A 24040-nucleotide genomic window follows, 5' to 3' on the forward strand; every position below is an offset into this window, starting at 1 on the left:
AAAAGGCTTACCAGCCGGAAATCGACGACTTCGGCGGCGGCGGCGCGTAGGTCACGCCGCTGTTGGGCGTCATGTCGAACGGCGGGATCACCAGCATGCCCAGCGGGCGGATGAAGAACGGCAGCACGATGGCGGGATTGAAGGCATCGGTCCAGGTGCCGCGCACGGCGCCGCTGGCGTCGATGGTGCCTTCCCAGTTGCCCGACACCCGGGTGCCGTCGTCGGACTCCTCCATCAGGAAGGCGCCATCCTCCCACTCGCCGGCCAGCAGGCGCACGCCGGCGCCGCGGCCGCTGTACTCGCCGCGCACGCTGTCGCGCTCGTCGGGCTTGGGGCCCAGGCGCAGCCGCACCGGCTGGTCGCCGAGCTTGCCGACATAGACCGGCAGCGATGCATACTCGGGCCGCGGCGCCAGCGGCCTGGCGGCGGCGCCTGTCGACAGCGCCGCGCCGCGGCGGGCCTCGCCGTCGCGGATGGCCTGGTTCAGGCCCAGCGCTTCACCGCCGGCGGCGGCGCCATGCACCGGGCCGGTCGACAGCTCGGTGGCCGGTGCCGCCTGCGCCGCGCCCGCCAGGGCGAACACGGCGGCGGCACCAAGGGTCGTGCAAAGATCGGTCAGCCGGGCCACGCGCAAGGCAATCCTCAGATCCGTTCGAAGATGGCGGCAATGCCCTGCCCGCCGCCGATGCACATCGTCACCAGCGCGTAGCGGCCTTGCACGCGGTTCAGTTCATGCAGCGCCTTGACCGTGATCAGCGCGCCGGTGGCGCCGATCGGATGGCCCAGCGAGATGCCCGAGCCGTTCGGGTTGACCTTGGCCGGATCCAGGCCGAGCGCCTTGCTGACCGCGCAGGCCTGCGCGGCAAAGGCCTCGTTGGCTTCGATCACGTCCAGGTCCGACACCTGCAGGCCGGCACGCTCGAGCGCGATCTTCGTCGCCGGCACCGGGCCGATGCCCATGGTCTTGGGGTCGACCCCGGCATGGCCGTAGGACACCAGGCGCGCCAGCGGCTTCAGGCCGCGGCGCTCGGCCTCGGCCCGCTCCATCATCACCACCGCGGCGGCGGCGTCGTTCAGGCCCGAGGCATTGCCGGCGGTGACGGTGCCGTTTTCCTTGACGAAGACCGGCTTGAGCTTGGTCATGTCGTCCATGGTGGCATCGTGGCGCACGTGCTCGTCGGTGTCGAAGGTGACCTCGCCCTTGCGGCCCTTGGTCACCACCGGGACGATCTGGTCCTTGAAGTAGCCGGCCTTGATCGCGGCCGAGGCGCGGCGGTGCGATTCCAGCGCGGCCTCGTCCTGCTGCGCGCGCGAGATCTCGTATTCCTTGGCGACGTTCTCCGCGGTCACGCCCATGTGGATGCGGTGGAACGGGTCATGCAGCGCGCCCAGCATCATGTCGACCAGGCCGGCATCGCCCATGCGCGCGCCCCAGCGTGCCGCCGGGGCCAGGTACGGGGCACGGCTCATGCTCTCGGCACCGCCGCCGATGGCGACGTCGGCATCGCCCAGCAGGATGGTCTGCGCGGCGCTGACGATGGCCTGCAGGCCCGAGCCGCACAGCCGGTTGACGGTCAGCGCGGGGGCGTTGACGGAAACGCCGCCGTTGACGGCGGCAACACGGCCCAGGTACATGTCGCGCGGCTCGGTCTGGATCACGTTGCCGAACACCACATGGCCGACATCGTCGCCCGACACCTGCGCGCGGGCCAGCGCCTCGCGCACCACCAGCGCACCCAGCTCGGCCGGCGCCACGTCCTTCAGGCTGCCGCCAAAGGTTCCGATCGCGGTGCGGACACCGCTCACTACTACGACTTCACGCGTCATGACTGTCTCCATCCAGGTTATGTTGCACCGCACAGTATAGCCGCAGCGCAGCCGAAGCGAACGGTCGTACTTTTACCTAATGGCAGCCTTGCCGGCATCGTCCGGCGGGACTAGCTCAGACCTCGCCCCACAGGTCGTGGCCGTCGGCGCCGGTGATCTTCACGTCGACGAACTCGCCGGCGCGGTAGCGTTGCGAGGTGCGCTGTGGCGGCGCGATATAGACCAGGCCGTCGATTTCCGGCGCATCGGCAGACGAGCGGCCGATGCCGCCGTCCTGGTTGACCTCGTCGACCAGCACGCGCAGGGTCTGCCCGACCTTGCGCTGCAGGCGGCGCGTGGACACCGCCTCGGCCACCTCCATGAAGCGGGCGCGGCGTTCCTCGCGCACTTCATCGGGCAGCGCACCCGGCAGGTCGTTGGCCGTGGCGCCCTCCACCGGCGAATAGGCGAAGCAGCCGACGCGGTCCAGTTCGGCCTCGGCAATGAAGTCCAGCAGCGTCTGGAATTCGGCCTCCGTTTCGCCCGGGAAGCCGGCGATGAAGGTGCTGCGGATGGTCAGTTCCGGACAGATCTCGCGCCAGGCGCGGATGCGGTCCATGGTCTTCTCGGCGTTGGCCGGGCGCTTCATGCGCTTGAGCACGTCCGGGTGCGCGTGCTGCAGCGGCACGTCGAGGTAAGGCAGCACGTGGCCGTTGTTCATCAGCGGGATGATCTCGTCGACGTGCGGGTACGGGTACACATAGTGCAGGCGCACCCAGGCGCCGTACTGCGCGGCCAGCTCGCCCAGTGCCGCCACCAGCTCGGTCATGCGGGTCTTTAGCGGGCGGCCGTTCCAGAAGCCGGTGCGGTACTTGACGTCGACGCCGTAGGCACTGGTGTCCTGCGAGATCACCAGCAGTTCCTTGACCCCGGCCTTGAACAGGTTTTCGGCCTCGAGCATGACCTCGGCCACCGGGCGCGAGACCAGGTCGCCGCGCATCGACGGGATGATGCAGAACGAGCAGCGGTGGTTGCAGCCCTCGGAGATCTTCAGGTAGGCGTAGTGCTTGGGCGTGAGCTTGATGCCGGCGGCCGGCACCAGGTCGGTGAACGGGTCATGCGGCTTGGGCAGGTGCGTGTGCACGGCTTGCATCACCTCACCGAGGGCGTGCGGGCCGGTCACGGCCAGCACCTTGGGATGCACCGACGACACGATGTCGTGGCCGGCGGCGTCCTTCTTCGCGCCCAGGCAGCCGGTGACGATGACCTTGCCGTTCTCGGTCAGCGCTTCGCCGATCGCGTCGAGGCTTTCCTGCACGGCTTCGTCGATAAAGCCGCAGGTGTTGACCACCACCAGGTCGGCGCCGTCATAGGTCCCGCTGATGGCATAGCCCTCGGCGCGCAGCTGGGTGATGATCTGCTCGGAATCGACCAGCGCTTTCGGGCAGCCAAGGGAAACGAATCCCACACGCGGACTATGGTCTTTCTGGTTCGTTGCTTCTGAGGGGTTTTTCACGTTGGAATCCGAATGTGGGGCAAGGCGCGGCAGCCGCAGCGTCGGTCACGCAGACAAGGCCGCCAGGCGCAAAACAGGCAATCGCGCATTTTAACCGTTTGCCGGAATTTGCCGGCGCCTGACGCACGACATCCGCACCGGCCACGGTTACGCCGGCGTCACTCCGCGCTTGACAGGCCTTGCAGGACCTGACCGATCTCCCGCGAGTCCTGCATGCGCCGGATCGCCGCATGGAGTTCGCCGGCCTGCGGCCAGGTCCGCTTGAGATAACTGAGCCAGAGCTTGACGCGTCCGTGCTCGTGGCATGAGGCGATGCGCGCATGCAGCTTGTCCAGGTACGCCGCGATCTGGCCCAATACCAGGGGCCACTCTCCGGCGGACGGCGTGCTGTCCATCAGGCCGCGAATGCGCAAGGCGAGAAACGGATCCGAGACCGCGCCGCGCCCGATCATGACGTCGTCGCAACCGCTGACTTCGCGGCAGCGGGTCCAGTCCGCAACGCTCCAGACCTCGCCGTTCGCAATCACGGGTATGTCCACGGCCGCGGCAATGCGCGCGATCCAGTCCCAGTGCGCCGGCGGCCGGTAGCCGTGGTCGCGCGTGCGCGCATGCACCACCAGCGAAGCCGCGCCGCCTGCGGCCAGCGCGGCGGCGCAATCGATGGCCAGCGCGGTATCCGAGACCCCCAGCCGCATCTTGGCGGTCACCGGAATATTGGCCGGCACCGCCGCGCGCACCGAGGCGACGATCCGGTTCAGCAGCGCCGGATTGGCCAGCAGCATCGCGCCGCCGCCATGCCGGTTGACCACCTTGGCAGGGCAACCGAAGTTCAGGTCGATGCCATGCGGCGACAGGGTCGCGGCATAGGCGGCATTGCGCGCCAGCCACTCGGGATCACTGCCCAGCAGCTGGATCACCATCGGCGTGCCGCTGCGGGTATGGCCGCCGGACAGGATCTCGGGCGTATCGCGCTCATAGACCCGCGCCGGCAGCAGCGACCCCGTCACCCGCACGAACTCCGACACGCAGCCGTCGTAGCCGCCGGTCGCGGTCAGCACATCGCGCAGCACATAGTCGGCAAGCCCTTCCATCGGAGCCAGGAACAGCCGGCTCATGGCAAGCACCGCGCCGCGGGCACCGGCGCCGGAGAGGAAGATTGGAGAACGTGGGACATGGGACGCCGCGCAGACAAGGCGAGTCCCAAACTGAGCCGCCGCTGAAAGATGCGATACAGGGCCCCGGAGGGGGCAAAGCGCGCATTCTACCTGCTTTGCGATGGGGCGGTTTTTCGGGAATCGGTGATTCCACGCCTGTAGCCGAAAGGCTACGGCGCGGTATGCTGGGCATCCGCACAACCCAAATGTTCGACCGCTGGTACTCCGCCTTGCGCGACAACGCTGCCAGGATTCGCATCCAGGTCCGAATCGACCGCACGCTGAACGGAAATCCAGGCGACGTGAAAGCCGTTGGCGGTGGTCTCTTTGAAATGCCGGTGGATCATGGTCCCGGCTACCGCATCTATTTTCAGCGACCCGGCCAAGTTCTTGTCGTCCTTCTCTGCGGCGGCAACAAGTCGACCGAGCACGCTGATATCGACCGCCACGCCACCTCGCGGCGAATCTTGACCTGGTGTGAGCCATGAAAGAACCAACCCACCCCTGGGATTCGGCAGCACCACTGCGCAACGAGAAAGAAATCGCCACCTACCTGGACGCCTGCCTGGCCCAGGCCGGTGACGACGATCGCTTCATTGCCTATGCGCTCGGCGTGGTCGCACGCGCCCGCGGCATGACGCGGCTGGCCCGCGAAACCGGCCTGTCGCGCGAAAGCCTCTACCGTTCGCTGTCGGGCGAAGGCAATCCGGAATGCGGGACGATCTGGAAGGTGATGCGGGCGCTGGGGATTCGCCTGCACGCAAGCGCCGGCTGAGCGCCGGCCCTGGGGCGGATGCGCGGCGGGCGCTCGGCCCGCCGCCGCGTGTTGCTACTTCTTGTCGGGCTGGTTGAACGGGAACGTGCCGAACATGTTCTTGGCCTGGTTCTGCATCTGCTCCTGCATCTGCACGAACAGGTTCTTGCTCTGCTCGATGTAGTTGCTCATCATGCCCTGCATCATCGGGCCCTGCATGTTCATGAACTGCGACCACATGTCGGGGCTGAACGCCTCGCCGGAGTACAGGCCCTTGGAGTTCTCGGCGAGCTTGTTCTGGATGTCGATGAAGGCCTGGATGTTCTTTTCCAGGTAGGTGCCCATCATGCCCTGCATGGCATGGCCGTAGAAGCGGATGATCTGCGACAGCATGGCGCTGGAGAACATCGGTACGCCGCCGGTCTCTTCTTCCAGGATGATCTGCAGCAGGATGCTGCGCGTCAGTTCGTCACCGGACTTGGCGTCGACAACCTTGAATTCCTCGGAATCCATCACCAGCTGCTTGACGTCGGCCAGGGTGATGTAGGTGCTGGTCTGGGTATCGTAGAGCCTGCGGTTGGGATACTTTTTGATCAGTCGCTCTGCGCCTTTTTTGGTCGTGGCCATCGGTGCTCTGTCCTTGTGTCGTCGCTGTTTGCGCGCTGCTGCACCGCATGGGGTGCAGTGCGCAAATCGGTACCGCCCGCGCCATCTGCTGTTATCGTGCCGGCCGTCTTGCGGCTGTTCGCGCATGGCTGCGCGCCCCGGCTCGCCGTCTCGCCGCCGCGAGGGCCATGCTGCACGACTATGGTGCCGGCTGCGCCGCTGCCCTGATTCTATGCCCAACAAAGCACTAAGAAAAGCGAACGGGCTTAAGGAAAACCCGGTAGACGGGCGCGCCGCGGAGCCGATTCCGCACGGCCGGAAATGATTCGCGGGCCATCACGGCCCGCGCAAGCGGCGACGGAACTCAGACTCCGCCACCTTGTGCGCCGCGCTGGCTGCACCGCAAAACGCGGCCGCCGGCGCGGGCTGGCTGAACGCCAGGTCAGCCCATGTGCAGGCCGCCGTTGAGCGAGAAGTCGGCGCCGGTCGAGAAGCCGGACTCCTCCGAGGCCAGCCAGGCGCAGATCGAGGCGATCTCTTCCGGCTCGCCCAGGCGCTTCACCGGGATCGTGCCGACGATCTTGTCGAGCACGTCCTGGCGGATGGCCTTGACCATGTCGGTGGCGATATAGCCCGGCGACACCGTGTTCACGGTCACGCCCTTGGTTGCCACTTCCTGTGCCAGCGCCATGGTGAAGCCGTGCAGGCCGGCCTTGGCGGTGGAGTAGTTGGTCTGGCCGAACTGGCCCTTCTGCCCGTTCACCGACGAGATGTTGACGATGCGGCCCCAGCCGCGGTCGGCCATGCCGTCGATCACCTGCTTGGTGACGTTGAACAGCGAGGTCAGGTTGGTGTCGATCACCGCATCCCAGTCGGCGCGGGTCATCTTGCGGAACACCACGTCGCGCGTGATGCCGGCATTGTTGATCAGCACATCGACTTCGCCGACCTCGGCCTTGACCTTGTCGAAGGCCGCCTTGGTCGAGTCCCAGTCCGCCACGTTGCCTTCGGAGGCGACGAAGTCGAAGCCCAGGGCCTTCTGCTGCTCCAGCCACTTTTCACGGCGCGGCGAGTTGGGGCCGCAGCCGGCCACCACGCGAAAGCCATCCCTGGCCAGCCGCTGGCAGATGGCGGTCCCGATACCACCCATGCCGCCGGTCACATACGCAATGCGCTGAGTCATGTCCACTCCTTGATTGGCTTTTCGTTATCTGCCGCCGGGCCGCGCCATGCGCGCGCCCGGCGCACCCCTTCTTAGTTGCGCTCGACCGCCAGCGCCACGCCCATGCCGCCGCCGATGCACAGCGACGCCAGGCCCTTCTTGGCATCGCGGCGCTTCATTTCGTGCAGCAGCGTCACCAGGATACGGCAGCCCGACGCGCCGATCGGGTGGCCGATGGCGATGGCGCCGCCATTGACGTTGACCTTGGAGGTATCCCAGCCCATCTGCTGGTGCACCGCCAGCGCCTGCGCGGCGAAGGCCTCGTTGATTTCCATCAGGTCCAGGTCCTGCGGGGTCCAGCCCGCGCGCGACAGCGCGCGCTTGGACGCCGGCACCGGGCCCATGCCCATCACCTTCGGGTCCACGCCGGCGTTGGCGTAGCTCTTGATGGTGGCGAGCGGGGTCAGGCCCAGTTCCTTGGCCTTGGCGGCCGACATCACCACCACCGCGGCGGCGCCGTCGTTCAGGCCCGAGGCGTTGGCCGCGGTCACGGAACCGGCCTTGTCGAAGGCGGGCTTGAGGCCGGCCATGCTGTCCAGCGTGGCGCCGTGGCGCACGAACTCGTCGGTCTTGAACGCCACCGGATCGCCCTTGCGCTGCGGAATCAGCACCGGCACGATTTCTTCGTCGAACTTGCCGGCCTTCTGCGCGGCTTCGGCCTTGTTCTGCGAGCCCACCGCGAATTCGTCCTGGGCTTCGCGCGTGATGCCGTATTCCTTGGCCACGTTCTCGGCGGTGATGCCCATGTGGTACTGGTTGTACACGTCCCACAGGCCGTCGACGATCATGGTGTCGACCAGCTTGGTGTCGCCCATGCGGAAGCCGTCGCGCGAGCCCGGCAGCACGTGCGGCGCGGCGCTCATGTTTTCCTGGCCGCCGGCGACCACGATCTCGGCGTCGCCGGCCATGATGGCGTTGGCGGCCATCATCACCGCCTTCAGGCCCGAGCCGCACACCTTGTTGATGGTCATGGCCGGCACCATCGCCGGCAGGCCGGCCTTGATCGACGCCTGGCGCGCCGGGTTCTGGCCGGAGCCGGCGGTCAGCACCTGGCCCATGATCACTTCGCTGACCTGCTCCGGCTGGATGCCGGCGCGCTCGAGCGCGGCCTTGATCACCACGGCACCCAGTTCCGGCGCCGGAATCTTCGCCAGCGAGCCGCCAAATTTGCCAACCGCGGTACGGGCCGCGGATACGATGACAACGTCAGTCATGGTGTAGTCCTCTCAATGGAATCAGGGACCCGCGGTCCGCCGGCGCCCGTGCGAGGCGCACGCCGGCGGACGCGCGGGCATCAGGCCTTGGCCTTGACGTATCGCCCAGGCGCGGGTTCGATCGCAGGGTAGCGCGCGTTGCCGTACTCCGCCGGCGCGGCGCGCTTGGCGCCGGCATGGCTGGCCAGCCATGCCGACCAGTCCGGCCACCAGCTGCCCGGATGCTCGGTAGCGCCGGCCAGCCATTGCTGCGGCGACGCCGGCAAGGCGTCGTTGGTCCAGTGGCTGCGTTTTTTCTTCGCCGGCGGATTGATCACGCCGGCGATATGGCCGGACGCGCCGAGCACGAAGCGCAGCTTGTTCTTCAGCAGCGCGGTCGAGGCATAGGCCGCGGTCCACGGCACGATATGGTCCTCGCGCGAGCCGTAGAGATAGGTCGGCACGTCGATGCTGCCCAGGTCCACCGGCGCATCGCATACGGTTAGCTTGCCGGGCACCTTGAGCTCGTTCTGCAGGTAGGTGTGGCGCAGGTACCAGCAGTACCACGGCCCCGGCAGGTTGGTCGCGTCGCCGTTCCAGAACAGCAGGTCGAACGGCACCGGGGTATTGCCCTTCAGGTAGTTGTCGACCACGTAGTTCCACACCAGGTCGTTCGGGCGCAGGAACGAGAAGGTGTTGGCCAGCTCCAGCCCGCGCAGCAGCGCGCACGGCGCGCCGGCACCGCCGCCCAGCGTGGCTTCGCGCAGCTGCACGTGGCCCTCGTCGACGAAGACGTCGAGGATGCCGGTGTCGGCGAAGTCCAGCAGCGTGGTCAGCAGCGTCAGGCTGGCCGCCGGATGCTCGCCGCGCGCGGCCAGCACCGCGAGCGCGGTGGAAATGATGGTGCCGCCGACGCAGAAGCCCAGCACGTTGATCTGGTCCTCGCCGCTGATGTCGCGCGCGACTTCGATGGCGCGGATGGCGGCGTGCTCGATGTAGTCGTCCCAGGTGCGCGCCGCCATGCTGGCATCGGGATTGCGCCACGACACCAGAAACACCGTATGGCCCTGCTCCACCGTATGCCGCACCAGCGAGCTTTCGGGCTGCAGGTCAAGGATGTAGTACTTGTTGATGCAAGGCGGCACCATCAGCAGCGGGCGCGCATGGACCTTGGCGGTGAGCGGCTTGTACTGCAGCAGCTGGAAGTATTCGTTCTCGTAGACCACCGCGCCTTCGGTCACCGCGACATTGCGGCCCACCTCGAACGCGGTCTCGTCGGTCTGCGAGATCTTGCCGCGCGTCAGGTCTTCCATCATGTTGCGCACGCCGGCGCGCAGCGATTCGCCGCCCGATTCGATCAGCAGGCGCTGCGCTTCGGGATTGGTGGCGAGGAAGTTGGCGGGCGACATCGCATCGACCCACTGCGAGATCGCAAAGCGGATGCGCTGGCGGGTCTTGGCATCGGCCTCGACCGCGTCGGCGAGCTCGGTCAGGGCGCGGGCGTTGAGCAGGTAGAAAGCGGCGGCGTAACGGTACGGCACGTTGTTGCGCCACGCGTCGCCGGCAAAGCGGCGGTCGTGCAGCGGACCGGTGCCCTCGGCCTTGCCCTCGGCCAGCGCCTGCCACAGCGCGGCAAAGTCCTTCATGTAGCGCTGCTGGATGTCGGCCAGCTGTGCAGGCGCGATCTTGACGCCCGCCAGCGAATCGAGGCCCGGGATGCCGGCCATCATGCCGGATGCGGCCGCGTGGCCGTTGCCTTCAGTGCCCTGCCACTGGCGGGACCATTCCAGCCAGGTGGCTGGATCGAATGGCCTCGGCGTGAACTTGGGTGGTTGGGACTTGCCTTCCTGCGTGGAAGCTGCCGCACCTTTGCCGGTCGCCATGATCAGTTTTGTCTCTCTGCCGTCACTATTCGAACCGGCTCCGGGCATTGCCCTGGCCGGCACTTTGCATGGGGAGATGCTATCCGAATGGACCCGGCTCGAGCCCTTCCCAAGCGGGAGGGTCAGCCGGCACATCTGCCCTGGAACTGGCCTGGAACCCTGGGTCGCACAACCTTGCGGCCAGGGCTTGCATCCATTCCGATAGCGGCTCCCTTTTATCCGGCGGCGCGGCGCCCTGGTTGCCAGCGCCATGCGTTATGCTTGCCGGAAAAACCTGGGAATCGTCAGCGATTCCGAGACATTCGAGGCCATTGTTGCCTTGCAACGCGCGCGCTGTCAATGCGGAAATCCGCCCCGGCGCCACGCGCTGCCCGACCTACCGGACGGTAATGCAGCCCACGCACCTGCCGAGGCCATCGAGCATAGTCGAGAAGGATGAAATTCTGATGTACATCGTGGCCATTGGCTGGCTCTACGTGGCGCTGATGATGGCGATCACCGAGCACAACGTGGTGGCGGGAGTCGCCACCTTCCTGATGTATGGGGTCGCGCCGGTGGCGCTGGTGCTCTACATCCTCGGCACGCCCGGCCGGCGCCGGCGCAAGGCCGAGGCCGAACGGGCGCTGGAGCACAGCGTCCCGGCGTGCGAGGCGGCAAAGCGCACGGACGAGTAAGGCCGCGACCGCTCAGTCGGCCAGCCAGACCAGGCTGGCCATGCGCCCGGTCACCCCGTCGCGCCGGTAGGAGTAAAAGCGCTCGGCATCGGCAACGGTGCAGGTATCGCCGCCGTGGATATCGACGCAGCCCGCGCGGGCCAGGCGCGTGCGCGCCAGTGCATAGATGTCGGCAAGGTACTTCCCCGGCGCGCCGGCGCGGAACGCCGCGGCCACGGCGGCCTGCTCTTGCGGGCGTGCCTGCGCGAGAAAGGCATCGCGCACCTCGGCACCGACCTCGAAGGCCTCGGGGCCGATCGCCGGACCCAGCCATACCAGCCAGCGCGCGGCAGCGCCGCCGGCGGCCGCCTGCATCCGCGCCAGCGTGGCCTCGATCACGCCGTTGCACAGGCCGCGCCAGCCCGCATGCGCGGCGCCCACCACCGTTCCCTGCGCATCGCACAGCAGCACCGGCAGGCAATCGGCCGTCATCACGGCGCAGACATGGCCCGGCGTGCGTGCCAGGCTCGCATCGGCCTGCGGCACGGGCTCACCCGGCGCGGCCACATGGTCGACGGTCGCGACCGCGCAGCCATGCACCTGTTCCAGCCATTGCGGCATCGACGGCAGGCACGCGGCCAGCCGCGCGCGGTTGCGCGCGACGTCGGCCGCATCGTCGCCCACGTGGGTGCCCAGGTTCAGCCCGCCCGCCATGCCGCCGGCGAGCCCGTACGGCCCCTGGCTGACCCCGCCCTGGCGCGTGGTCGACAGCGCGCGCACGCGCGCCGGCGCGGGCCAGTCCGGCACCAGCCAGGCGGGATCAGGCGTCGCGCTCATCGCCGTCACCGTCGTCGTCATCGTCATCATCGCCGGCGTATTCCCAGTGGGCCTCGCCGCCTTCCCACACTTCGTCCCAGGCCTCGTCTTCGTCGTCGGCCTGCGCGCTCTCGAAGTCGAGCGCATCGATCAGCGCCTGCAGGTCCGCGGGCGGCTGCGCGGTCCACGACATGTGCTTGCCGGTGGCCGGATGCACCAGGCCGAGCTTGTACGCATGCAGCGCCTGGCGTTCGTACGGCACTGGCAGCGGCACGCGGATCGCGGGGCGCTGGCCGCGCTGGGTGGCGCGGAAATAGACCGGGTCGCCCACCAGCGGATGCCCGATCGATTCGAAATGCACGCGGATCTGGTGGGTGCGGCCGGTCTCGAGCTTGCACATCACCATCGACACGAAGCCCCGCCCCAGCGGCACCGTGGCCAGCGTGCGGAAATGCGTGCGCGACGGCTTGCCGCTGGCGGTCTGCACGATCGCCATGCGGGTGCGCTCGCGCGGGTCGCGGCCGATGGGCGCGTCGATGGTGCCCTCGTCATAGGTGCGGCCCCAGACCAGCGCGATGTAGGTGCGCTTGACCGTGCGCGCCTGCAGCTGCCGCACCAGGTCGGTCTGCGCGGTCAGCGTGCGCGCCACCACCATCAGCCCCGAAGTCTCCTTGTCGAGCCGGTGCACGATGCCCGCGCGCGGGAGCGACGCGGCACCGGGGTCGCGGTGCAGCAGGCCATTGAGCACGGTGCCGCTCCAGTTGCCCGCGGCCGGATGCACCACCAGCCCGGCGGGCTTGTTGATCACCAGCAGGGTGTCGTCCTCGTAGACCACGTCGAGCGGCACGTCTTCGGGCGCGAAGGCCGACGATTCCGGCGCGGCCTGCGGCCGGACCTCGATCCGGTTGCCCATCTGCACCGCGTCGCGCGGACGGCGCACCTGCCCGTCGACGCGCACCGCGCCGCTTTCGATCCATTGCTGCAGGCGGCTGCGCGAAAACTCGCTGAAGTGACGCGCCAGCAATTTATCGAGACGCTCGCCATGCGAGGCGCTGTCCACCTCCAGCGACAGGGTCACGGCCGGGTCGGCAGCGGCGGACGGCGCCTCGGCGGCATCGTCGAATTCCTCGGCGCTGGCCTCGAAATCGGCCACCACCGCGGCCGCGCGCACCCGTTCTGGTGGCAGTCCTCCCACGCCATCTCCGGCTTGCGGGTTGGGCTGGGGGCTTGGGCTATAATGCTTGACGCTATTTTTCTTCATCCGGGATACGATTGCCCATGCAATTGCAGAGCATGAAACGCGCGCGCTGGCGCACGACAATTGGAGCGGTTCTGCTCGCAGGCGGCTGCGTCATGCTGTCGGCATGCGGCCTGCTCGCGGACCAGCCCGACGAGACCGCCGGCTGGTCGGCCAACAAATTATATTCGGAAGCCAAGGATGCCCTGGATGGCGGCGACTACACCCGCGCCGTCAAGCTGTATGAAAAGCTCGAGGGCCGCTATCCGTTCGGCCGCTATGCGCAGCAGGCGCAGATCGACACCGCCTACGCCAACTACAAGGACGGCGAGACCGCGGCCGCACTGGCGGCGGTGGACCGCTTCATCCAGCTGCACCCGAACCATCCCACCATCGATTACGCCTACTACCTGAAGGGGCTGATCAACTTCAACGACAACCTCGGCTGGCTGGGCCGCTTCTCGGGGCAGGACCTGAGCGAGCGCGATCCCAAGGCCGCGCGCGCCGCCTACGATGCCTTCCATACGCTGATCACGCGCTACCCGGAAAGCAAGTACACGCCGGACGCCACGCTGCGCATGCAGTACATCGTCAACTCGCTGGCCCAGCATGAAGTGCACGCCGCGCGCTACTACTTCCGGCGCGGCGCCTACCTCGCCGCGGTCAACCGCGCCCAGCAGTCGCTGAAGGACTACGACGGGGCCCCCGCCAACGAAGAGGCGCTGTACATCATGATCCGCTCGTACGACGCCATGGGCATGAAGGACCTGCGCGACGACACCGCGCGCGTGATGGAGAAGAACTTCCCGGAGAGCGACTTCATCAAGTACGGCGCACGCCGCAAGGACAAGGCCTGGTGGGAAGTGTTCTGACGCCGCCGCGCCGGCAGCGACAAAAAAACGGGACGTGTCGGATGACCGTCCCGTTTTTCTTTTGCCGCGGTTCGGCGCGGTTCGCCGCGATCAGTCCTCGGCCGGATCCCCGGCACTGGTTCCGGCCTGCTGCCCGGCGGGCGAGCCGCGCAGCGACTCCAGGAAGCGCACCGCGGTGGCCGCCTCGCGCGTGCGCGTGAACGGCGGCAGGCTTTGCCAGATCTGCCGCCCGTAGGGCTTCTCGACCAGGCGCGTGTCGAAGATCGCCAGCACGCCGCGGTCCGATTCGGAACGGATCAGCCGCCCCGCCCCCTGCTTGAGCGTGATCACCGCATGTGGCAGCTGGTGCACGGCAAACGGGCTCAGGCCCTTCTTCTGCAACACTTCCATGCGTGCGGCCAGCACCGGATCGTCGGGCGGCGCGAACGGCAGCTTGTCGATGATCACCAGCGACAGCGCCTCGCCGCGCACGTCCACGCCTTCCCAGAAGCTCTGGCTGCCGACCAGCACCGCGTTGCCCAGCTCGCGGAAGCGGTCCAGCAGCTCGGTACGGCTGGCCTGGCCCTGCACCAGCAGCGGCAGGTTCAGTCCGCGCTCGGCAAAGGCATCGTAGAGCAGGTCCGAGGCGCGCTGCACCGCGCGCAGCGTGGTGCACAGCAGAAAGGTGCGCCCGCCGGCCGCTTCGATCAGCGGCAGCGCCGCCTGCACCACCGCGTCGGTGAACTGCGGCGACTGCGGCGCGGGCATGTCGCGCGGCACGTACAGCAGGCCCTGCTGCGCGTAATCGAAGGGGCTGGGCAGCGTCAGCGAGCGGTCCTTGTCGAGCCCCAGCTGCGCGGCGTAGTGGGTGAAATTGCCCTTCACCGACAGCGTCGCCGAGGTGAACACCCACGCGCGCGGCTGGCCACCGCGCTGCCGCGTGAAGATCGGCGCGATCGACAGCGGCGTGCGGTGCAGCTGCACGGTGTGCGAGAACACTTCGACCCAGCGCACCGTCTCCGGGCCGGCCGCCGCCGCGGCGTCGCCCTGCTCCTCGCCCTGCTGTGGCTGAGTTACCGGCGCGGCCGGGGCATCGGTGCGCCAGGCGGCCAGCTTGTTGGCCAGCTCGAGCGCGCGGCGGTGGCATTGCTGCAGCGATTCGGCGCGCTCGGCCTGGCTTTCGAGCATCCCCACGAAATCCGACAGCGCCGCGTCGAGCGCATCGAGGGTCTCGTTGAAGGGTTCGGCGATGCGGCGGTCGGCCTCGATCTGGCCCAGCGCCAGGCGCGCATTGTCCTTGCTGAAGGCCAGGCGCAGGTCGCGCGCGGCGCGCTCCAGCGGCGCGGCCAGCGCCACCCAGTCGACCGCATCGCGCGCGTGCGACAGGCCTTCGGCCACGGTATCGCGCGCGATCTCCAGCAGCTGGCTGGTCGACAGCGTCTCGCCGAAGAACAGCGTGGCGGTCTCGGGCAGCTGGTGCGCTTCGTCGAAGATCACGGTGTTGGCGGCGGGCAGCAGCTCGGCCATGCCGGTATCGCGCAGCACCACGTCGGCAAAGAACAGGTGGTGGTTGACCACCACCACGTCGGCCTGCTGCGCTTCCTTGCGCGCGCGCATGACGAAGCAGTCCTTGTAATGCGGGCATTCCGAGCCGAGGCAGTTGTCGCGTGTGGAGGTCACCATCTGCCACACGGGCGCGTTCTCGGGCACCGACGCCAGCTCCGCCTTGTCGCCGGTGGCGGTCTCCTTGATGAAGCGCCCGATCTCGCGCAGCCACGCCGCATCCTGGCGCGAGGCCAGGCGCCCGCCCGCCTGCGCGCGTTCCAGGTGGTAGTGGCACACGTAGTTGGCGCGGCCCTTGAGCAGCGCCACCGAGACCGGCACATTGAGCGCGTGGCGCACGGTGGGGATGTCGCGCAGGAACAGCTGGTCCTGCAGGTTCTTGGTGCCGGTGGACAGGATCACCTTGCCGCCCCACAGCATCGCCGGCACCAGGTAGGCGTAGGTCTTGCCGGTGCCGGTGCCGGCTTCGACGATCACGGAATCATTCTGCGCGATCGCGCCGGCGACGGCCTCGGCCATCTTGTGCTGCGACGCACGCGGGCGGTAGCCGGGAATGGCCTGGGCCAGCGTGCCGGTATCGGCGAAGATGGTGGCCAGCTCGGCGCCGCGGCTGGCGCCGGCATCGGCGGGCGCGGCAGGGGTGGGCGCGGCAGGGGTGGGCGCCGCGGCGTCGCTCGGGTCGCTGTCCAGTGACAACTGGGGGGAATCGGGAAGATCGGACAAGGCAGGGGGAATGTTGTATGGGCTGCGGGCAGCGATCGCCGGCGCTCGGCACTCGCCGGGCCGGGCGCGACGGCGCTCAGGCCGGCACGTCGGGTTCGAGCTGGAGCTGCAGCAGCGTGATGGCGTCCTTCAGCTTGAGCCGGCGCTTCTTCAGCCGGCGCAGCTGCAATTCGTCATGGACCACATCGCCGGCCAGCCGGTCGATCAGGAAGTCGAGATCGCGGTGCTCGATCTGCAGCTCCATGATGCGCCGTTCCAGGGTATTGAGGTTGCTGTCCATCTATGCCTCCGCTGCCATCACCGTGCCGGGGCTCAGAAGCCGAACGGACGCGGCGCCGACGCCGGGCCCTGCTGCTGCTCCCTGGCCTTGGCGCGCCGCTCTTCCACTGCCTTCTGGCGCTGTTCGAGGTCGCGCTGCTTGGCTTCGTATGCCTTCACGTTCTCCTGGCGCTGGCGGGCCTGTTCCGCGCCTTTCTGCTGGGCCTCGCGCATGCGGGCATCGAAGTCAGACTGCTTCTTCTCGTAGGCCTGCGCGTTGGCGGCGCGCTGCGGGGCCTCGGCCTGGCGCTGCGCATCGCGCAGCTGCTGTTCCTGCTGCTTTTTCTCGAACGCCGCGCGGCTGGACTGCTCGCTGGCCGCGCGCTGCGGCTGGCTGGCCTCGAACTCGGCGCGGCGCAGGGCCTGTTCGCGGTCGCGCTCGGCGGCGCGGTGGGCGCGCTCGGCCTCGCCCACTTCCAGCTCGCGCTTGCGCAGCACCTGCAGCTCCTCGCGCTGGATTTCCTTGGCGTTGTCGATGCAGCGGGTGACGAAGAACTTGCTGTAGCACTCGCGCTCGGCGGCGGCGAAGCGGTAGTTGGTCCACGCGCGCGAATCGCCGATGGCCTTGCGCTCGGCGGCAAAGTCGCGCGCACCGGCGGCAGCGGGCGCCGCGGCGGGCACCGAAGCCTGCGCCTGCGCCATGCGCATCGGCATCAGCGCGGCACAGGCCGCCACGGCTGCGGCAGCCAGGGCGCCGCGGCGCAACAGGGAGGATTCGGGCACGTTGGCGAAGGTTGGCATGGCCGGAGGGTTGGCCTTGGCGGCGGCCGGGCGGGACTTGACGATCATGTCCGGATTCTAGCATCCGGGCCGGTCGCCGGCCCGCCCGCGGGCCTGTGCGCACGTGCGTGCAACGCCTCCCGCGGGCGCCACGCCGCCGCCCCCGCCGGAGGCCCGCGCGCTTGTGGCAAAATGCCCCGCTTTCGACTGACTGCGTCTCACGCTGCGTTCCACGATGTCCAACCTGCCCGCCTCCGTCTCGCAAAAGATCGTCGCGCTTATCGCGGCCGAACTGTCCGTGCAGCCCCGCCAGGTGGCCGCGGCCGTGGCGCTGCTCGATGAAGGCGCCACCGTTCCCTTCATCGCCCGCTACCGCAAGGAAGTGACCGGCAACCTCGACGACACGCAGCTGCGCAACCTGGAAGAGCGCCTGCTGTACCTGCGCGACATGGAAGACCGCCGCGCCGCGATCCTCGCGTCGATCGAGGAGCAAGGCAAGCTCACGCCCGAGCTGCAGGCCGCGATCGAGGCGGCGCAGACCAAGCAGGCGCTGGAAGACCTTTACCTGCCCTACAAGCCCAAGCGCCGCACCCGCGCGCAGATCGCGCGCGAATGCGGGCTGGAGCCGCTGGCGCTGGCGTTGCTGGCGGATCCCACGCTCGACCCGCAGGCCGAGGCGGCGAAGTACGTCAACGGCAACCCCACCGCCGACGGCGGCGTGCCCGACGTCAAGGCGGCGCTGGACGGCGCGCGCGACATCCTGTCCGAGCAGTTCGGCGAAACCGCGGAACTGCTGGGCAAGCTGCGCGAGCACCTGTGGAACCACGGCGTGGTCGCCTCGTCGGTGATGGAAGGCAAGGAAACCGCGGAAGAAGAAAAGTTCCGCGACTACTACAACTACAGCGAGACCCTGCGCACGGTGCCGTCGCATCGCGCGCTGGCGCTGTTCCGCGGCCGCAATGCCGGCGTGCTGATGGTCAAGCTGGGCCTGGGCGAAGAGCAGGACGCGCTGGTGCCGCACCCGTGCGAAGGCATGATTGCGCGCCATGTCGGCATCCAGCAGCTGGGCCGCCCGGCCGACAAATGGCTGGGCGACGTGTGCCGCTGGTGCTGGCGCGTCAAGGTGCAGCCGCACCTGGAGACCGAGCTGCTGACGCAGCTGCGCGAGAGCGCCGAGAGCGAGGCCATCAAGGTGTTCGGCCGCAACCTGCATGAACTGCTGCTGGCGGCGCCGGCCGGTCCCAAGGCGGTGATGGGCATCGACCCGGGCATCCGCACCGGCTGCAAGGTGGCCGTGGTGGACAGCACCGGCAAGCTGCTGGAGACCGCCACCATCTATCCGCACGAGCCGCGCCGCGACTGGAACGGCTCGCTCGCCGCGCTGGCGCGCCTGGCAAGGCAGCACAACGTGGCGCTGGTCTCGATCGGCAACGGCACCGCCAGCCGCGAGACCGACAAGCTGGTGCAGGACCTGATGAAGCAGATGCCCGAGCTCAAGCTGACCAAGATCGTGGTCAGCGAAGCCGGCGCGTCGGTCTATTCGGCGTCCGAGCTGGCCGCCAAGGAATTCCCGGACCTGGATGTGTCGCTGCGCGGGGCGGTGTCGATCGCGCGCCGGTTGCAGGATCCGCTCGCCGAGCTGGTCAAGATCGATCCCAAGTCGATCGGCGTGGGCCAGTACCAGCACGACGTCAACCAGCGCGAGCTGGCGCGCGCGCTCGACGCAGTGGTCGAGGACTGCGTCAATGCCGTGGGCGTCGACGTCAACACCGCCTCGGCGCCGCTGCTGGCGCGCGTGTCGGGCCTGAATGCAGTGCTGGCGCGCAATATCGTCGAGTTCCGCGACGCCAACGGCGCCTTCGCCAACCGCAATGCGCTGAAGCAGGTGCCGCGCCTGGGCGACAAGACCTTCGAGCAGGCAGCCGGCTTCCTGCGCATCAACGACGGCGACAATCCGCTCGACCGCTCGTCGGTGCACCCGGAAGCGTACCCGGTGGTGCAGCGCATCCTGGACCACGTCAAGAAGGGCCTGCGCGATGTGATGGGCAACCGCGAGGCGCTGCGCGGCCTGGCGCCGGAAACGTTCACCGACGAATCATTCGGCCTGCCCACCGTGCGTGACATCCTGTCCGAGCTGGAAAAGCCCGGCCGCGACCCGCGCCCCGAGTTCAGGACCGCGACCTTCCAGGAAGGCGTGGAGGACGTCAAGGACCTGCAGCCCGGCATGGTGCTCGAAGGCGTGGTCACCAACGTGGCCGCGTTCGGCGCGTTTGTCGATATCGGCGTGCACCAGGACGGCCTGGTCCATATCTCGGCGCTGTCGAACAAGTTCGTCAAGGACGCGCATGAAGTGGTCAAGGCCGGCCAGATCGTCAAGGTCAAGGTGATGGAGGTCGACGTCAAGCGCAACCGCATCGGCCTGTCGATGCGGCTCGACGACGAGCCCGGCCAGGCCGTGGCGCGCGCGGGTGGTGGTGACCGCGGCGGCGACCGTGGCGGTCAGCGCAACGGTGGCGGCAAGGGCTTCGGCGGCGGCCGCCGCGAGCCGGAGCCGGCCGGCGCCATGGCCGCCGCCTTCGCCAAGCTCAAGCGCTGAGCGCGCCTGCTTCGGACACAACGCCCCGCACGGGCAACCGTGCGGGGCGTTGTCTTTTCAGCCGCCGTGGACGATGCGCACGGCCAGGCCCTGGGCGCTGCCCGCTGCGCCCGGGGCTGCGTCCACGCGGTTGGCAAACGCCATCTCCAGCCCATGCAGCCGCGCCACCCGCCGCGCGATGGAAATGCCCAGGCCGTGGCCCTGCTCGCGCTGCCCGTCGCCGCGGAAGAAGCGGTCGCCCAGGCGCGCCAGCAGCTCCGGCGCGACGCCGGGCCCCTGGTCGCGCACGGTGATGCTGTCGGGGCGGAAATCGACCAGCACCAGCGCGCCCGGCGGGCTGTAGCGGATCGCATTGTCGAGCAGGTTGCGCAGCAGCAGCGACAGCAGCGCGGGATCGCCCGCCACCGGCAACGCGGCCTGGCCCGGTGGCGGCCAGGCCAGCTCCACGTCGACCTGCTTGTGCTGCGCCAGCGCCAGGCAGTCGGACAGCGCCTGCTGTGCCACCGGCACCCAGTTGACCGGCTGACGCGACGGCAGCCCGGCGGCATCCTCGAGCCGGCTCAGTGTCAGCAGCTGCGACACCAGCCGGCCGATGCGGTCGATGCCGGCGGCGACATTGGCCCGCGCCAGCGCGCGTTCGTCGCGGTCGGGCGAGCGCTCGGCGATTTCCCACTGCGCCTTGAGCGCCGCCAGCGGCGTGCGCATCTCGTGCGCGGCATCGGCGGTCAGGCGCCGCTCGTGCTCGATCGAATCGGAAACGCGCGCCAGCAGCCGGTTCATCGCGTGCACCAGCGGCACCAGTTCGCCCGGCACGGCGGCGAGGCTGAGCGGTCGGCGGTCATCAGCGGCGCGCGCTTCGATATCCGCCGACAGCATGCGCACCGGCGCCATCGCGCGCCGCATGAAGCCGATCAGCAGGGCGATCAGCAGCGGCAGGCCCACCGCCCACGGCAACACCTGCGCGGCGATGTAGGACAGGATCAGCTCATTGCGCTCGCCCAGCTGCTGGCCCACGCACACGCGCCAGCCGGTATCGGCATCGTCGAGGTAATAGAGCCGCCAGCGCTGGCGCTCCAGCGTGACGTCGGTAAAGCCCTTGACGCCTTCGGCGCGCGGCAGCTTGTCGCCGTCCGGATCGATGTGCAGCGGCTTGCCGTCGGGCAGCCAGGCAGCGATGGCGAGGTCGCCCAGCCCGGCATCGCCCAGATCTCCCTCATCCAGCCGCGGCACGCGCGCACGCGACAGGCCGGCACCGATGTCGACCAGCGGCACCACCGACTGCATCTGCAGCGCCATGCGCACCATGTCGGTGTCATAGAGCTCGTTGATCTCGTGCCGGGCGCGCACGTAGGTCATGCCCAGTGTCAACAGCCATACCACCGGCGCCACCACCAGCACCGCCAGCACCAGCCTGCGCTGCAGCGTCATGCGCAGTCCTCGGCCGCGCCCAGCGTGTAGCCGGCGCCGCGGAAGGTGCGCACGATCTTCGGATGGATCTTGCGGCGCAGGTGGTGGATATGGACTTCGAGCGCGTTGCTCTCGATGCCGCCCTGCCAGTCATAGAGCTTGTCGCGCAGCACCTCGCGCGTCAGCAGCCGGTTGGGATGCGCCAGCAGCAGCTCCAGCAGCATGGCTTCGCGGCTGGTCAGTTCCACCGGCTTGCCCTGCCAGTACGCCTGGCGCGCGGCCGGGTGGAAGGCCAGCGCGCCGTGCTGCCACACCGGCGCGGACATGCCCGCCGCGCGGCGCGTGACCGCGCGCAGCCGCGCCGCCAGCTCATCGAGCGCAACCGGCTTGACCAGGTAGTCGTCGGCACCGGCATCGAGCCCGCCGATGCGGCTGTCGACGGCATCGCGCGCGGTCAGCACGATCACCGGGATGCGACTGCCGCGCGCGCGCCAGCGCCCGAGCAACGTCATGCCGTCCTCGCCGGGCAGGCCCAGGTCGAGCACCACGGCATCGTAGTGGGCCAGGCCGAGCGCATGGTCGGCGTCGGCGCCGTTGCGGAACCAGTCGACCGCGTAATCGAGCAGCTGCAGGCCGCGCCGCAGGCCGTCGCCCAGCATCGGGTCGTCTTCAACAATCAGGAGTCTCATGTTCTCGAGTGGCCTGGAGGTATCACGGCGTGGTGCGCGCGCCGCTTAATGTGCCGCTTAATGTGCCATTAAGGTTCGCGGATTATGCTCCGCTCACCTTTCAATTGCCTGCCCGTACAACGCGGCGCGCCTCGCCGGCGTGGACATGGCTGGTCCGCCTGCCCCGGCCCGCTCGCCACTTGCCGCGTGCCCCTTAGCCGCGCCACCCTGTTCCGCCATGCTGTTCCGTTCCCGCATGCCGCACCATCCCGACCGCCTTGCCGCCGCGCCCGGCCTGCTCCCTGCCCGGGCCGCCATGCCAGGGCATGCGACGCGCGCCGCCGGGATGCCGGCGCTGGTGCCGATGCTGGTGGTGATGGCATTCGCGCTGCTGTGGTTCGGCACGCTCGGCATGCGCCACCTGCTGGGCCCCGACGAAGGCCGCTATGCCGAGATCGCCCGCGAGATGCTGGGCAGCGGCGACTGGGTCACGATCCGCTACGACGGCCTGAAGTACTTCGAGAAGCCGCCGTTCCACATGTGGATGACGGCGGTGTCGTACGCGCTGTTCGGCATTGGCGACTGGCAGGCGCGGCTGTGCGTGGCGCTGGCTGGCGCCGTGGGGCTGGGGGCGGCGATGCTGGCGGCCGCACGCTGGTTCGGTGCGCGCGCCGGGGTAATGGCCGGGCTGGTGCTGGCCGGCGCGCCAATGTGGAACGTCGCGGCGCATTTCAACACGCTCGACATGACGCTGTCCGGCGCCATGGCGTGCGTGCTGGCCAGCCTGCTGCTGGCGCAGCATCCGGCGGCGACGCCGGCCGCGCGCCGCCGCTGGATGCTGGCGTGCTGGACGGCCATGGGCGTGGCGGTGCTGACCAAGGGACTGGTCGGCGTGGCGCTGCCGGGGCTGGTGCTGGTGCTCTACACCGCCGTGACGCGCGACCTGGTCCTGTGGCGGCGCCTGCATGCGCCGGCCGGGCTTGCGCTGATGCTGCTGGTGGCGGTGCCGTGGTACTGGCTGGTGGCACGGCGCAACCCGGAATTCCTGCGCTTCTTCTTTATCCACGAGCACTGGCAGCGCTATACCTCGACCGCGCACGCGCGCCCCGGCGCGCCGTGGTACTTCGTGCCACTGCTGGCCGGCGGCTTCCTGCCCTGGCTGGGCCTGCTGCCGGGCATGGTGCGCGCGGTCATGCAGCGCGCCGGCGTGGACAGCCCAGCCGGCGCCGGTGCGCCCTTCCAGCCGGCGCTGATGGCCGGGCTGTGGGCGCTGGCCATCTTTGTGTTCTTCAGCCTGTCCGGCTCCAAGCTGCCGGGCTACATCGTGCCGATGTTCCCCGCGCTCGGCATCCTGGCCGGCGTGGCGCTGACGCGGGCCGGCGATGAAGCCTGGGCCTGGCAATTGCGCGCCATGCTGGCCGTCGGCGCGCTCGGCGTGCTGGCGAGCCCGTGGGTAGCCACGCTCGATGCCAACCACATGCCCAATGCGCTGTACCGCGCCTATGCGCCGTGGGTCGCGCTGGCGTGCGCGCTGCTGATGGCGAGTGCCGCCGCCGCACTATGGCTGCAGCGGCGCCGCGGCCGCATGGCCAGTGTCACGGGCTATGCGTTCGGCATGCTGCTGACTTTCTCCGCCGCGCTGCTGGGCCATGAAGCGATCGGCCGTGCGGCCTCCGGCATCGACCTGGTGGCGCCGATCGGGCGCGTGCTGCGGCCCGGCATGCCGCTGTACGGCGTCGGCTTGCTCGACCATACGCTGCCGTTCTACCTGCGCCATCCGCTCACCATGGTGGCGCAGGCCGACGAACTGGACTTCGGCGCCGCGCAAGAGCCGTACAAGTGGGTGCCGACCGTCGATGCCTTCGTCGACGCCTGGCAGCATGGCCCGCGCGCCGTCGCGCTGCTGGCGCCGGCAACGTTTGCCGAACTGGCCGCGCGCGTGCCGATGCATGTGATCGCGCGCGACTGGCGCCGCGTCGCGGTGTCCAACTTTGCCTTGGCCGGCGAGCGCCAGACGCGCCGGCTTGTTTCCGACCCTGCCACTCCCTAACGCATGCAAGTCAAGAAAGTACTGATCCTCGGCGTCAACGGCTTCATCGGCCACCACCTGACGCGCCGCATCCTGGAAACCACGCCGTGGCAGGTCTACGGCATGGACATGAACACGGACCGCCTGGGCGACCTCGTCGACCANCCGCGCATGCACTTCTTCGAGGGCGACATCACCATCAACAAGGAGTGGATCGAGTACAACATCCGCAAGTGCGACGTGGTGCTGCCGCTGGTCGCCATCGCCACCCCGGCCACCTACGTGCGCCAGCCGCTGCGCGTGTTCGAGCTGGACTTCGAGGCCA

The 24040-nt window shown here is 68.9% G+C and carries 22 protein-coding genes; 7 read left to right on the plus strand and 15 right to left on the minus strand.

What is annotated here, in order from left to right; all coding sequences use genetic code 11:
- Positions 1-7: 7 nt before the first annotated feature.
- From A3AG_RS0105610 to A3AG_RS0105625, 4 genes are all read right to left on the minus strand, one after another.
- A complete protein-coding gene (locus tag A3AG_RS0105610; RefSeq protein ID WP_018004475.1) occupies positions 8-634 on the minus strand; it encodes a hypothetical protein in 627 nt (208 codons plus the stop codon).
- 8 nt (positions 635-642) lie between these two features.
- Positions 643-1827 carry a beta-ketothiolase BktB gene (bktB, locus tag A3AG_RS0105615; protein ID WP_018004476.1) on the minus strand — a complete coding sequence of 395 codons (1185 nt, stop codon included), beginning with the start codon at positions 1825-1827 and terminating at the stop codon, positions 643-645.
- Between the two features lie 115 nt (positions 1828-1942).
- Positions 1943-3322, minus strand: coding sequence for a 30S ribosomal protein S12 methylthiotransferase RimO (gene rimO / locus A3AG_RS0105620; RefSeq protein WP_051073483.1), 1380 nt, complete (start codon positions 3320-3322; stop codon positions 1943-1945).
- 158 nt (positions 3323-3480) lie between these two features.
- A complete protein-coding gene (locus tag A3AG_RS0105625) occupies positions 3481-4437 on the minus strand; it encodes a tRNA dihydrouridine synthase (protein ID WP_018004478.1) in 957 nt (318 codons plus the stop codon).
- Between the two features lie 221 nt (positions 4438-4658).
- Between A3AG_RS0105625 and A3AG_RS0105630 the strand changes: the two genes are divergently transcribed.
- The gene (locus A3AG_RS0105630) at positions 4659-4964 is read left to right on the plus strand and encodes a type II toxin-antitoxin system RelE/ParE family toxin (protein ID WP_018004479.1); all 306 of its coding nucleotides are present in this window, start codon (positions 4659-4661) and stop codon (positions 4962-4964) included.
- A complete protein-coding gene (locus tag A3AG_RS0105635) occupies positions 4961-5251 on the plus strand; it encodes an addiction module antidote protein (protein ID WP_018004480.1) in 291 nt (96 codons plus the stop codon). Before A3AG_RS0105630 ends, A3AG_RS0105635 begins: the two co-directional genes overlap by 4 nt.
- Before the next feature lie 54 nt (positions 5252-5305).
- Here A3AG_RS0105635 and phaR read toward each other — a convergent pair whose 3' ends face one another.
- From phaR to phaC, 4 genes are all read right to left on the minus strand, one after another.
- Positions 5306-5857, minus strand: a complete 552-nt coding sequence (gene phaR, locus A3AG_RS0105640) for a polyhydroxyalkanoate synthesis repressor PhaR (protein WP_018004481.1) — start codon at positions 5855-5857, stop codon at positions 5306-5308.
- 421 nt (positions 5858-6278) lie between these two features.
- On the minus strand, positions 6279-7019 hold the full coding sequence (locus A3AG_RS0105645) for a 3-ketoacyl-ACP reductase (protein ID WP_012352634.1): 741 nt from the start codon (positions 7017-7019) through the stop codon (positions 6279-6281).
- Between the two features lie 71 nt (positions 7020-7090).
- Complete coding sequence (locus A3AG_RS0105650; RefSeq protein WP_018004482.1) at positions 7091-8272, minus strand: acetyl-CoA C-acetyltransferase; 1182 nt, start codon at positions 8270-8272, stop codon at positions 7091-7093.
- Between the two features lie 80 nt (positions 8273-8352).
- Complete coding sequence (phaC, locus tag A3AG_RS0105655) at positions 8353-10134, minus strand: class I poly(R)-hydroxyalkanoic acid synthase (RefSeq protein ID WP_018004483.1); 1782 nt, start codon at positions 10132-10134, stop codon at positions 8353-8355.
- Between the two features lie 446 nt (positions 10135-10580).
- Here phaC and A3AG_RS0105660 point away from each other — a divergent pair, with 446 nt between their 5' ends.
- Entirely contained in the window at positions 10581-10808 is a 228-nt protein-coding gene (locus A3AG_RS0105660) for a hypothetical protein (RefSeq protein ID WP_018004484.1), read from the plus strand.
- 12 nt (positions 10809-10820) lie between these two features.
- Here the strand turns inward: A3AG_RS0105660 and pgeF are convergent, their stop codons facing one another.
- Together pgeF and A3AG_RS0105670 are read right to left on the minus strand one after the other, a co-directional pair.
- Positions 10821-11624 (minus strand): peptidoglycan editing factor PgeF, encoded by an 804-nt coding sequence (gene pgeF / locus A3AG_RS0105665; RefSeq protein WP_018004485.1) that lies wholly within the window; start codon positions 11622-11624, stop codon positions 10821-10823.
- On the minus strand, positions 11608-12864 hold the full coding sequence (locus tag A3AG_RS0105670; protein ID WP_018004486.1) for an RluA family pseudouridine synthase: 1257 nt from the start codon (positions 12862-12864) through the stop codon (positions 11608-11610). Before A3AG_RS0105670 ends, pgeF begins: the two co-directional genes overlap by 17 nt.
- Before the next feature lie 17 nt (positions 12865-12881).
- On the opposite strand from A3AG_RS0105670, the gene A3AG_RS0105675 reads away from it, so the two are divergent.
- Complete coding sequence (locus tag A3AG_RS0105675; RefSeq protein ID WP_018004487.1) at positions 12882-13712, plus strand: outer membrane protein assembly factor BamD; 831 nt, start codon at positions 12882-12884, stop codon at positions 13710-13712.
- 90 nt (positions 13713-13802) lie between these two features.
- Here the strand turns inward: A3AG_RS0105675 and A3AG_RS0105680 are convergent, their stop codons facing one another.
- From A3AG_RS0105680 to A3AG_RS0105690, 3 genes are all read right to left on the minus strand, one after another.
- On the minus strand, positions 13803-15977 hold the full coding sequence (locus A3AG_RS0105680; protein WP_018004488.1) for a DNA repair helicase YoaA: 2175 nt from the start codon (positions 15975-15977) through the stop codon (positions 13803-13805).
- Positions 15978-16053: 76 nt separating this feature from the next.
- Complete coding sequence (locus A3AG_RS0105685; RefSeq protein WP_018004489.1) at positions 16054-16257, minus strand: DUF465 domain-containing protein; 204 nt, start codon at positions 16255-16257, stop codon at positions 16054-16056.
- 32 nt (positions 16258-16289) lie between these two features.
- Positions 16290-17084 (minus strand): hypothetical protein, encoded by a 795-nt coding sequence (locus tag A3AG_RS0105690; protein ID WP_018004490.1) that lies wholly within the window; start codon positions 17082-17084, stop codon positions 16290-16292.
- Between the two features lie 166 nt (positions 17085-17250).
- On the opposite strand from A3AG_RS0105690, the gene A3AG_RS0105695 reads away from it, so the two are divergent.
- Positions 17251-19611, plus strand: a complete 2361-nt coding sequence (locus A3AG_RS0105695) for a Tex family protein (RefSeq protein WP_018004491.1) — start codon at positions 17251-17253, stop codon at positions 19609-19611.
- 57 nt (positions 19612-19668) lie between these two features.
- Here A3AG_RS0105695 and A3AG_RS0105700 read toward each other — a convergent pair whose 3' ends face one another.
- Positions 19669-21039, minus strand: coding sequence for an ATP-binding protein (locus A3AG_RS0105700; protein ID WP_018004492.1), 1371 nt, complete (start codon positions 21037-21039; stop codon positions 19669-19671).
- Complete coding sequence (locus A3AG_RS0105705; RefSeq protein WP_018004493.1) at positions 21036-21707, minus strand: response regulator; 672 nt, start codon at positions 21705-21707, stop codon at positions 21036-21038. The genes A3AG_RS0105700 and A3AG_RS0105705 overlap by 4 nt, the downstream gene beginning before the upstream one ends.
- Positions 21708-21942: 235 nt before the next feature.
- On the opposite strand from A3AG_RS0105705, the gene A3AG_RS0105710 reads away from it, so the two are divergent.
- Both A3AG_RS0105710 and A3AG_RS31405 read left to right on the plus strand, forming a co-directional pair.
- Positions 21943-23736, plus strand: coding sequence for a glycosyltransferase family 39 protein (locus tag A3AG_RS0105710; protein WP_035847970.1), 1794 nt, complete (start codon positions 21943-21945; stop codon positions 23734-23736).
- 3 nt (positions 23737-23739) lie between these two features.
- Positions 23740-24040 (plus strand): NAD-dependent epimerase/dehydratase family protein (locus tag A3AG_RS31405; RefSeq protein WP_035847967.1); only part of this gene is annotated, 301 nt, incomplete at its 3' end.

The organism is Cupriavidus neocaledonicus, assembly GCF_000372525.1.
Lineage (GTDB): Bacteria > Pseudomonadota > Gammaproteobacteria > Burkholderiales > Burkholderiaceae > Cupriavidus > Cupriavidus neocaledonicus.

Coding starts and splice junctions, on each gene's coding strand:
- pgeF (WP_018004485.1), bottom strand. CDS start 11,624: ATGAGCGCGACGCCTGATCCCGCCTGGCTGGTGCCGGACTGGCCCGCG.
- A3AG_RS0105685 (WP_018004489.1), bottom strand. CDS start 16,257: ATGGACAGCAACCTCAATACCCTGGAACGGCGCATCATGGAGCTGCAG.
- A3AG_RS0105635 (WP_018004480.1), top strand. CDS start 4,961: ATGAAAGAACCAACCCACCCCTGGGATTCGGCAGCACCACTGCGCAAC.
- bktB (WP_018004476.1), bottom strand. CDS start 1,827: ATGACGCGTGAAGTCGTAGTAGTGAGCGGTGTCCGCACCGCGATCGGA.
- phaC (WP_018004483.1), bottom strand. CDS start 10,134: ATGGCGACCGGCAAAGGTGCGGCAGCTTCCACGCAGGAAGGCAAGTCC.
- A3AG_RS0105645 (WP_012352634.1), bottom strand. CDS start 7,019: ATGACTCAGCGCATTGCGTATGTGACCGGCGGCATGGGTGGTATCGGG.
- A3AG_RS0105675 (WP_018004487.1), top strand. CDS start 12,882: ATGCAATTGCAGAGCATGAAACGCGCGCGCTGGCGCACGACAATTGGA.
- A3AG_RS0105650 (WP_018004482.1), bottom strand. CDS start 8,272: ATGACTGACGTTGTCATCGTATCCGCGGCCCGTACCGCGGTTGGCAAA.
- A3AG_RS0105710 (WP_035847970.1), top strand. CDS start 21,943: ATGCCGCACCATCCCGACCGCCTTGCCGCCGCGCCCGGCCTGCTCCCT.
- A3AG_RS0105625 (WP_018004478.1), bottom strand. CDS start 4,437: ATGAGCCGGCTGTTCCTGGCTCCGATGGAAGGGCTTGCCGACTATGTG.
- A3AG_RS0105700 (WP_018004492.1), bottom strand. CDS start 21,039: ATGACGCTGCAGCGCAGGCTGGTGCTGGCGGTGCTGGTGGTGGCGCCG.
- A3AG_RS0105705 (WP_018004493.1), bottom strand. CDS start 21,707: ATGAGACTCCTGATTGTTGAAGACGACCCGATGCTGGGCGACGGCCTG.
- phaR (WP_018004481.1), bottom strand. CDS start 5,857: ATGGCCACGACCAAAAAAGGCGCAGAGCGACTGATCAAAAAGTATCCC.
- A3AG_RS0105670 (WP_018004486.1), bottom strand. CDS start 12,864: ATGAAGAAAAATAGCGTCAAGCATTATAGCCCAAGCCCCCAGCCCAAC.
- A3AG_RS0105695 (WP_018004491.1), top strand. CDS start 17,251: ATGTCCAACCTGCCCGCCTCCGTCTCGCAAAAGATCGTCGCGCTTATC.
- A3AG_RS0105690 (WP_018004490.1), bottom strand. CDS start 17,084: ATGATCGTCAAGTCCCGCCCGGCCGCCGCCAAGGCCAACCCTCCGGCC.
- A3AG_RS0105660 (WP_018004484.1), top strand. CDS start 10,581: ATGTACATCGTGGCCATTGGCTGGCTCTACGTGGCGCTGATGATGGCG.
- A3AG_RS0105630 (WP_018004479.1), top strand. CDS start 4,659: ATGCTGGGCATCCGCACAACCCAAATGTTCGACCGCTGGTACTCCGCC.